The sequence below is a fragment of the Candidatus Streptomyces philanthi genome, assembly GCF_059553635.1.
In genome coordinates this window covers 1-8,772 of record NZ_JCANQV010000252.1, presented here as the reverse complement: position 1 = coordinate 8,772, position 8,772 = coordinate 1, and the positions used below count along the sequence as shown (strand labels likewise).

10 protein-coding genes are annotated in these 8,772 nt (G+C 74.8%); 7 read left to right on the top strand and 3 right to left on the bottom strand.

Annotated features, from left to right (window positions below; translation table 11 throughout):
- Together AC51EU_RS23460 and AC51EU_RS23455 are read right to left on the bottom strand one after the other, a co-directional pair.
- Positions 1-555: MFS transporter (locus tag AC51EU_RS23460; protein WP_496269027.1), on the bottom strand; the 555-nt coding region annotated here is incomplete at its 3' end.
- Between the two features lie 84 nt (positions 556-639).
- Complete coding sequence (locus tag AC51EU_RS23455) at positions 640-1,599, bottom strand: dihydrodipicolinate synthase family protein (RefSeq protein ID WP_496269026.1); 960 nt, start codon at positions 1,597-1,599, stop codon at positions 640-642.
- Between the two features lie 522 nt (positions 1,600-2,121).
- On the opposite strand from AC51EU_RS23455, the gene AC51EU_RS23450 reads away from it, so the two are divergent.
- The 7 genes from AC51EU_RS23450 (at position 2,122) to AC51EU_RS23420 (ending at position 7,852) form a co-directional block, all read left to right on the top strand.
- Positions 2,122-3,228, top strand: a complete 1,107-nt coding sequence (locus tag AC51EU_RS23450; RefSeq protein ID WP_496269025.1) for a sialidase family protein — start codon at positions 2,122-2,124, stop codon at positions 3,226-3,228.
- Positions 3,225-4,529, top strand: a complete 1,305-nt coding sequence (locus tag AC51EU_RS23445) for an ABC transporter substrate-binding protein (RefSeq protein WP_496269024.1) — start codon at positions 3,225-3,227, stop codon at positions 4,527-4,529. The genes AC51EU_RS23450 and AC51EU_RS23445 overlap by 4 nt, the downstream gene beginning before the upstream one ends.
- The gene (locus tag AC51EU_RS23440) at positions 4,526-5,515 is read left to right on the top strand and encodes a carbohydrate ABC transporter permease (RefSeq protein ID WP_496269023.1); all 990 of its coding nucleotides are present in this window, start codon (positions 4,526-4,528) and stop codon (positions 5,513-5,515) included. Before AC51EU_RS23445 ends, AC51EU_RS23440 begins: the two co-directional genes overlap by 4 nt.
- Complete coding sequence (locus AC51EU_RS23435; protein WP_496269022.1) at positions 5,512-6,357, top strand: carbohydrate ABC transporter permease; 846 nt, start codon at positions 5,512-5,514, stop codon at positions 6,355-6,357. The genes AC51EU_RS23440 and AC51EU_RS23435 overlap by 4 nt, the downstream gene beginning before the upstream one ends.
- Before the next feature lie 55 nt (positions 6,358-6,412).
- A complete protein-coding gene (npdG, locus tag AC51EU_RS23430; protein WP_496269021.1) occupies positions 6,413-7,138 on the top strand; it encodes an NADPH-dependent F420 reductase in 726 nt (241 codons plus the stop codon).
- Positions 7,139-7,218: 80 nt separating this feature from the next.
- Positions 7,219-7,443, top strand: coding sequence for a hypothetical protein (locus AC51EU_RS23425; RefSeq protein ID WP_496269020.1), 225 nt, complete (start codon positions 7,219-7,221; stop codon positions 7,441-7,443).
- 142 nt (positions 7,444-7,585) lie between these two features.
- Positions 7,586-7,852 (top strand): hypothetical protein, encoded by a 267-nt coding sequence (locus AC51EU_RS23420; RefSeq protein WP_496269019.1) that lies wholly within the window; start codon positions 7,586-7,588, stop codon positions 7,850-7,852.
- Between the two features lie 19 nt (positions 7,853-7,871).
- On the opposite strand, the gene AC51EU_RS23415 is transcribed toward AC51EU_RS23420, so the two are convergent.
- Positions 7,872-8,684 (bottom strand): site-2 protease family protein, encoded by an 813-nt coding sequence (locus AC51EU_RS23415; protein WP_496269018.1) that lies wholly within the window; start codon positions 8,682-8,684, stop codon positions 7,872-7,874.
- Positions 8,685-8,772 lie beyond the last annotated feature (88 nt).

Here is an 8,772-nt window from a genome sequence, read left to right as displayed (position 1 = left end):
CACCCACAGCGCGACGGCCACCGGCGCGAGACCCAGGTAGAACATCCAGCGCCAGCCCAGCGCCGGGACGACCCAGGCATAGCACTGGGCGGCCAGTACCGACCCCAGGGAGAAGCCGGAGACCAGGAAGCCCGCGGCCCGGCCCCGGACCCGGGCCGGCCAGCTCTCCAGGACGTACGTCGCGCTGGCGCCGTACTCCCCGGCCATGCCCGTGCCGATCAGCAGCCGGGCCGCGAAGAGACCCGTGTAGTCCTGGGCGAAGCCGCAGGCGAAGGTGCCCAGGGAGTACAGCAGGATGCTGGTGACCATCGCCGGTTTCCGCCCGAAGCGGTCCCCGAGCGCGCCGAGCAGCAGTCCGCCGAGCCAGCGGGTGACGAACGCCCCGGAGACCAGCCCGGCCGCCCGCACCGTGCCGAGGTGGAACTCGTCGGCGATCTCGGTCAGTACCAGGGTGATCAGGACGAAGTCGAAGCCGTCGAGGACATAGCCGATCCACGCGGCGAGGAACGACGCCCACCGCGCACGGCCCACCTCCCGGTACCAGGGGAGGGACACCCGGGGCTCTGACGGCGGAGGGGGCACGGTGACTCCTGGTGGCCGGCGCTCCCCGGGGAGCGCGGTGGGCGGGGTCCTCGCGGGTCAGCGGGCGGGCGGCAGCCCCGCGGTGGTGAGCAGCCGGCCGATCCCGGCGACGGCCTCCTCGTCCAGCGGGAGCTGGGGGAAGGCGGTGGTGCCGTGCGCGATCACGCCGCGCAGCCGCAGCGCCGCCTTGAACGCGCCGAGCGCCGAGGAGCTGCGGCCCATCTCCTCCTCCGGCGCGGCGTCGACCATCGCGTACAGCGCCGCCAGCCGGTCCTGCTCGGCGGCGGCCGCCGCCCAGTCACCGGCCCGCGCGGCCTCGTAGAGCCGGACGTAGCCCGCCGGGTCGACGTTGCCCAGGCCCGGCACGACGCCGTCGGCGCCCGCCAGCAGGGCGGCGTCCACGGTCAGTTCGGAACCGGTCAGCACCGAGAAGTGCGGGACGGGGCCGGTGCGCCGCCCGGTGCTGCCGCCGAGCGCGACCAGCAGCCGGCGCAGCGCGGCCTCGTCGCCGCTGCTGTCCTTCAGCCCCGCCAGGGTGCCCTCCTCGGCCAGGTCGCGCACCAGGGGGGCGGGCAGCTTGGTGCGCACCGCGAGGGGGATGTCGTAGGCGAACAGCGGCAGATCGGCCGCGGCCCGCACCCGGCGGAAGTGCGCGGCGATCTCCAGCGGATGGGTACGGGTGTAGAACGGCGCGGTGGCGACCAGGGCGTCGGCGCCCAGCGCGACGGCCGTCGCGGCGTGCGCCAGGACGCGGTTGGTGGTGGTGTCGAGGACCCCGGCGAGCACCGGGACGCGGCCGTCGGCGGCCTTGACCACCGTCTCCAGGGCGGTGGCCCGCTGCGTGTCCGTCAGGTACGCGGCCTCGCCCGTCGAGCCCAGGGCGAACAGGCCGTGCACCCCGCCGTCGAGCAGATGGCGCACCAGACGGGTGAGGGAGACGGTGTCGACCTCGCCCCGCGGGTCGAGGGGGGTGCAGAGGGGCGGGACGACGCCGTGCAGGGGGGAGGGCAGTGCCATGGGGGCTCCAGCGGTGGTGCGGACGCGCGGGGGACACCCGGGGGAACGGGTGCCGGACGCGACGCGGTGGGTGCGTGACGCTCGGGGTGGGGGAGCGCGTGCGGTGCGTACGTCCGGGAAGGGCGGTCGGCCGGGACGGCGCAGCGACGCGGGACATGGGGCATCCCATGCCTCGTCACACTAGACATGGGCGCGGACGGCCGGTCAAGGGTCCCCGGCCCCGGAGCGGCGGCCCGGCCGGTGGTGCGGCAGGGGTGGGAGAGGCGGTCCCGTGGCGCGACCCGCGGTGGGCCCCGAGGGAGGCCCGTACTGGTGACTCCCCGTCATCTCGGCGGTATGCGCGCTCTGCTGACCGGGCGTCGTGCGTCGCGTTCACCGGCATTTCACCCGTACGCGGCACCCCCGTGGCCGACTCACCCGACACGCCCCCGGGTCCGCCGCGGTGCCTTGACGGCCGGGCGGGGCCTTCCTATGTTCCACCGCGACGAGGGACGTCCTCCCTCCGGCCGTTGGGGGTGCCCCGTGGCAGACGAGACCGCCGTACCGTACCGGGCCGGTGACGAGGGATACGCGAGCTTCCGTATCCCCGCCGTCGTCCGCGCCGCCTCCGGGCAGCTGCTCGCCTTCGCCGAGGGCCGCCGCCACTCCGCCGCCGACACCGGCGACATCGACCTGGTGCTCAAACGTTCCGCCGACGGCGGCCGCACCTGGGGACCCCTCCAGGTCGTCGCCCGCAACGGCACCGGCACCGCGGGCAATCCCGCCCCGGTGGTCCTCGCCTCCGGGCGGGTGCTGCTGCTCCAGGTGCACAACGCCGCCGACGCCACCGAGGACCGCGTCCGCCGCGGCGAGGTGAGTGCCGCCGACGGCCGCCGCGTCCACCTCCAGCACAGCGACGACCACGGCGCCACCTGGAGCCCGCCCCGCGACCTCACCAGCGCCGCCGCCCGCCCCGGCTGGCGCTGGTACGCCACCGGCCCCGGCCACGCCCTGCGGCTGCGCCACGGCCCCCACGCCGGCCGGCTGCTCGTCCCCGCCAACCACTCCGTCCCGCCCACCACCCCCGGCGACCAGGGCACCGAGGCCCGCTGGAACGGCGGCCACGCCCTGCTCAGCGACGACGACGGCGCCACCTGGCGGATCGGCTACACCGACGCCGCCGCCCACCCGTCCGTCGCGCCCAACGAGACCACCGCCGCCGAACTCCCCGACGGCACCGTCCTCCTCAGCACCCGCAACGCCGCCGACGCCGCCTGGCACCGCGCCGACGCCCGCTCCACCGACGGCGGCACCCGCCTGACCGCCCCCTTCCGCCCCCAGGCCGGCCTTCCGGGCCCCGCCGTCCAGGGCAGCCTGCTGCACCTCGACGGCCACGACACCCTCCTCTTCGCCGCCGCCTCCCACCCCGCGGCCCGCGCCCTGATGACCGTGCACACCAGCCGCGACGGGGGCCGCACCTGGCACGCGGGCCACCCTGTCTCCGGGCTCCCCGCCGGCTACGCCGACCTCGTCCGCCTCGACGACCCCGCCGCCGCGGGCCCTCCCGTCGTCGGACTGCTCCACGAGACCGGTGACTTCGGCGCCTACGAGACGATCACCTTCCGCCGCCTCACCCCGGAGCGACGGTGACACGCCCCGTACGGCGGAGAACGGTGCTGGCCGCGACCGCCTCCGCCGCGCTCGCCGGCTGCGGCACCGCCGCCCGCGCGCCCCGGGTCCGCGGGAAGGGCGAGCGGATCACCCTGACGTTCTGGTCCTGGGTGCCCGGCATCGACGGGCCCGTCGGCCTGTGGAACCGCGCGCACCCCGACGTCCGGGTCCGGGTCGAGAAGGTGTCGGCCGTCGACGGCCAGCAGTACGCCAAGATGCGCGCAGCCCTGAGCGCCGGCGAACCCCCCGACCTCGCCCAGATCGAGTACCCCTTCCTCCCCGGCTTCCTCCTCGACAACGGGCTGGTCGACCTCGCGCCCCTCGGCGCCGCCCGCTACCGCGACCGCTTCTCCCGCTGGCAGTGGCAGCAGACCGTCCTCGGCGACGGGATCTACGCCATCCCCCAGGCGTCCGGCCCCATGGGCCTCTTCTACCGCAAGGACCTCTTCGACGCCTGGGGCATCGAGACACCCCGCACCTGGGACGCGTACGAGGACGCCGCCCGCACCGTCCGCGCCCACGGCGCCTGGATCGAGACCTTCGCCCCCGCCAACGGCAACCGCTTCGCCGGCTATGCCTGGCAGGCCGGCGCCACCTGGTACGCCACCCACGGCGACACCTGGACCGTCCGCATCGACGACGAGCCCACCCGCAAGGTCGCCGACTACTGGGAGTCCCTGGTCCGCCGCGACCTCGTCCTCACCGTCCCCGACCGCCAGAACGCCTGGTACAAGGACCTCCAGACCGGCACCGTCACCGCCTGGACCGGCGCCAGCTGGGGCGACGCCCTGCTCGCCGGCAACGCCCCCGGCACCAGGGGGCGATGGCGCGCCGCCCCGCTGCCCCAGTGGACGCCCGGCGGCCGGTCCTACGCCAACTGGGGCGGCTCCACCACCGCCGTCCTCACCGGCGCCCGCTACCCCGCCGACGCCCTCGCCTTCGCCGTCTGGCTCAACTCCGCCCCCGCCTCCCTCGCCCTGCTGATCGCCGGGGGCTACGGCTTCCCCGGCGCCGTACGCGGCTACGCCACCACCGACCTCGACGCCCACCGCGCCTTCTTCGGCGGCCAGTCCTACAGCGCGGTCTTCGCCGAGGCGGAGGACCGCGTCGACACCTCCTGGCGCTGGGGCCCCGGCATCGAGGCCCTCTACCAGCGGCTCGGCGACGCCTTCGCGCGGGCCCTCGACGAGGGCACCCCCCTGCGCGACGCGCTGCGCACCGTGCAGGGCCGCACCCTCACCGATCTCAGGGACCGGGGGCTGAAGGTGGAGAGCGGATGAGCCGCACCGAACCGGCCGACGCCCGCCCGCGCCCCCGCCCGGCCCCCGCGCCACCGCCCGCCGAGGCCCCCCGGCGCCCGCGCACCTCACCCGTCAGGGCCCGCGACGCCCGCGCCGCGACCTGCTTCCTCCTGCCCTTCCTCGCCCTCTTCGCCCTCTGCTTCCTCGCGCCCCTCGGCTACGCCCTCGTCCAGAGCGTGCAGCGCGCCGAACGCACCGGGCCGCTCGGCACCGGCAGCGTCCACGCGGTCTTCGCCGGGCTCGCCAACTACGCCGAGGCGCTGAGCGACGACGGCTTCCTCGCCGGCTTCGGCCGGGTGCTGCTCTTCGGCGCCGTCCAGGTCCCGCTGATGATCGTCCTGGCCACCGCGCTCGCCCTCCTCCTGGAGAGCGCGAGCGCCCGCGGTGTCCCCTTCTTCCGCGGCGCCTTCTTCCTGCCGTACGGCGTGCCCGGCGTCATCGCGTCGATCCTGTGGGGCTTCCTGTACGTCCCGGGCATCAGCCCGCTGGTGAAGATCGCCCAGTCCGCGGGCTGGGACCTCGACCTGCTCTCCCGCTCCACCGTGCTGTGGTCCATCGCCAACATCGTCACCTGGCAGTTCACCGGCTACAACACCCTGGTCGTCGTCGCCCAGCTCAAGTCCGTCCCCGGCGAGCTGTACGAGGCCGCGCGGATCGACGGGGCAGGCGCCTGGCACGTCGTCCGCCACGTCCAACTGCCGCTGATCCGCCCGGCGCTCGTACTGACCTGCGTCTTCAGCGTCATCGGCACCCTCCAGCTGTTCGCGGAGCCCATGGTGCTGCGCCCGCTCGCCCCCGCGATCGACTCCGGTTTCACGCCCAATCTGCACGCCTACAACGCGGCGTTCACCGGCGACAACCCGCATCTCGCGGCGGCCGAGGCGGTCCTGCTGGCGCTGGTGGCCTGCGTGCTGTCGTTCGGCTTCCTGCGGCTGGTCCAGGGGCGCGGGAAGGAACGCCGATGACCCGGCCCCCGGTCCGTTACCGCATCCTGGCCGCCACCCTGCTGACCACCGCGGCCCTCTACTTCCTGCTGCCCGTCTACTGGCTCGCCGTCTCCGCCACCAAGAGCACCGCCGACCTCTTCGGCACCTTCGGCCTCTGGTTCGCCGACCCCCACCCGATCGACCGCCTCACCGCCGTCCTCACCTACGACCACGGCGTCTACGCCCGCTGGTTCGGCAACTCCCTGCTCTACGCCGGGGCCGGCGCCCTGGGCGCCACCGCGCTGTCCGCAGCGGCCGGCTACGCCCTCGCCAAGTACGCCTTCCGCGGCCGCGAGACGGTCTTCCGCGTCGTCCTCGCCGGCGTCCTCGTCCCCGGCACCGCCCTCGCCCTCCCGCTGTACTTCCTCTTCGGCTCCCTCGGCCTCGCCAACACCTACGCGGCGGTGCTGCTCCCCGGCATGGTCAGCCCGTTCGGCGTCTACCTCTGCCGGATCTACGCGGCAGCGGCCGTCCCCGACCCGCTGCTGGAGGCCGCCCGGATCGACGGCGCCGGCGAGGCCCGCATCTTCGCCACCCTCGGCCTGCGGCTGATGACCCCGGCGCTGGTCACCGTCTTCCTCTTCCAGTTCGTCCACGTCTGGACCAACTACCTCCTGCCGCTGGTGATGCTCTCCGACGCCGACCTGTATCCCCTCCAGGTCGGCCTCACCTCCTGGACCGGCTTCGCCGACCGGCAGCCCGAGCTGTACCAGTACACGGTGGGCGGCGCGTTCCTCTCCGTCCTGCCGCTGATGGTGCTGATCACGGTGCTCCAGCGGTACTGGCGCGCGGGGTTGACCGAGGGCAGCGTCAAGACCTGACGGCCGCACACGGCCCCGGGAGGCACGGCGGGACGGGCGTGACAGTATCGCTGTCATGACTACTGCTGACGCTGCCCCCGCCCCCGACGGAACCCGCCCCGCCGCGCCCCGCCGCGACCCCTGGGACCTGCCCGACGTCTCCGGCCTGGTCGTCGGCGTCCTCGGCGGCACCGGGGACCAGGGCCGGGGCCTCGCCCACCGGTTCGCGAAGGCCGGCCAGAAGGTGATCATCGGCTCCCGCGCCGCGGACCGCGCACAGGCCGCGGCGGCCGAACTCGGCCTCGGTGTCGAGGGCGCCGACAACGCCGAGTGCGCCCGCCGCAGCGACATCGTGATCGTCGCGGTGCCCTGGGACGGGCACGCCAAGACCCTCACCGCCCTCCGCGACGACCTCGCCGGCAAGCTCGTCGTCGACTGCGTCAACCCCCTCGGCTTCGACAAGAAGGGCGCCTACGCGCTCACCCCCGAGGAGGGCAGCGCCGCCGAACAGGCCGCCGCCCTGCTGCCGGAGTCCCGCGTCACCGCCGCCTTCCACCACCTCTCCGCCGTCCTCCTCCAGGACCCCGCCGTCGAGGAGATCGACACCGATGTGATGGTGCTGGGCGAGCGCCGCGCCGACACCGACCTCGTCCAGGCCCTCGCCGGCCGCGTCCCGGGCATGCGCGGCGTCTACGCCGGCCGGCTCCGCAACGCCCACCAGGTCGAATCGCTGGTCGCCAACCTGATCTCGGTCAACCGCCGCTACAAGGCCCACGCCGGGCTGCGCGTCACCGACGTGTGACACGACGGCCGCCTCCGGGGCGCCGAGGGGCATGGGGGACACTGGAAGGGACCGTGATGTCCCCGACAGGAGCCGCCCCCATGCCCTCAGCCGCCCCCTCCCGTCCGGCCCCGCGACTGGCGCTGTTCGCCGTCGTGGTGTGCGCCCTCGCCGTCGCCGCGGCCGTCATCTCGTTCGTCCAGGGCAGCCTGCTCGGCATCGTCTGGGTCCTGATGGCGGGCATCTCCAGCAACATGGCGTGGTTCTACGTCCGCCGCGCCCGGATGGAACGCGCGGACGGGCAGGAGGCCCCGGCCGCCGGCTGAACCGGCACGCCGCCGGGCCCCGGGACACGGCCCGGCGGCGCGGATCACTCGTTGGGATGGCGGATGCCGCGCCGCGCCCCGGCACGGCCGCGACTCGCGCAGGGTGAGGGCCACCAGCCCGTCGAGGAAAGGCCCCAGCGCGATGTCCCTGCCCCCCGTGTGCCCCAACCCGCGGTGCCGCCGGCGGCCGCTGTGGAAGGACACCACCCGCACCGTGCACGGCGCGCAGTTCTGGACCTGGACCTGCACGGGCTGCTGGCAGCGCTTCGAACCCACCGACCACGACCGGTGGCGCTACCGCGCCGGGGCCCCGGCCCCCGACCCCGCCGCACCCCGCACCGACCTGCGCACCACCGCCCTCGGCCCGCCCCGGACCGGACGCCCGGTGCGGCCCGGTCCCGCCGGATGAGACCGCGGCCCGTACGGGATCAGGCCACGCCGATGCCGCCGACCGGGGGCAGCTGCGGCTCGCCCTCCCAGAAGCGGAAGTACTCGTGGCCCAGGAACGTGTCCAGGCCCGGGACGCCGAGCACCTCCAGCACCGAGTGGACCAGCCCGAAGAACACCTGGTTGATCTCCGGCACCCACAGCAGCCCGAAGACCGCCAGCAGCCCGAACGGTGCGAACGGCTCCACCTGGCGGCGCAGCCGGTACGACAGCCAGGGCTCGACGATCCCGTACCCGTCCAGGCCCGGGACCGGCAGCAGATTCAGGATCGCCGCCGTCACCTGGAGCAGCGCGAGGAACGCCAGGGCGTAGCGGAACGGGCCGGTCACGTCGTCCATCAGCCCCAGCCAGAACGGCGCCGAGACGACGGCGGCGAACAGGACATTGGTCAGCGGCCCGGCGGCCGAGACCAGACTGTGCCGCCAGCGGCCCGGGATACGGCCCCGCTCGATGAACACCGCGCCGCCCGGCAGACCGATACCCCCCATGATCACGAACAGCACGGGCAGCACGATGCTCAGCAGGGCATGGGTGTACTTCAGCGGGTTCAGCGTCAGATAGCCCTTGGCGCCCACCGTGATGTCCCCGCCGTGCAGGGCCGTACGGGCATGCGCGTACTCGTGCAGGCACAGGGAGACCACCCAGCCGGACACCACGAAGAGGAACACCGCGAAGCCGGGGTTCGCGGCGATGTCCCCGCGCCACACGGCCCAGCCCGACACCGCCATCACGGCGACGAGCGCCAGGAAGACCGGACTGACGCGGTGGTCGGCGCGACGGGCTGCTGTGGTCATGGTGCGGGGCTCCCCAGGTGTGTACGGCAGCCATGACCGTATAGGACGGGGTGAGGGGCGGGCGGCGGTGCCTCCGGGGCGGGCGGCG

Coding starts and splice junctions, on each gene's coding strand:
- AC51EU_RS23440 (WP_496269023.1), top strand. CDS start 4,526: ATGAGCCGCACCGAACCGGCCGACGCCCGCCCGCGCCCCCGCCCGGCC.
- AC51EU_RS23425 (WP_496269020.1), top strand. CDS start 7,219: ATGCCCTCAGCCGCCCCCTCCCGTCCGGCCCCGCGACTGGCGCTGTTC.
- AC51EU_RS23455 (WP_496269026.1), bottom strand. CDS start 1,599: ATGGCACTGCCCTCCCCCCTGCACGGCGTCGTCCCGCCCCTCTGCACC.
- AC51EU_RS23420 (WP_496269019.1), top strand. CDS start 7,586: ATGTCCCTGCCCCCCGTGTGCCCCAACCCGCGGTGCCGCCGGCGGCCG.
- npdG (WP_496269021.1), top strand. CDS start 6,413: ATGACTACTGCTGACGCTGCCCCCGCCCCCGACGGAACCCGCCCCGCC.
- AC51EU_RS23415 (WP_496269018.1), bottom strand. CDS start 8,684: ATGACCACAGCAGCCCGTCGCGCCGACCACCGCGTCAGTCCGGTCTTC.
- AC51EU_RS23435 (WP_496269022.1), top strand. CDS start 5,512: ATGACCCGGCCCCCGGTCCGTTACCGCATCCTGGCCGCCACCCTGCTG.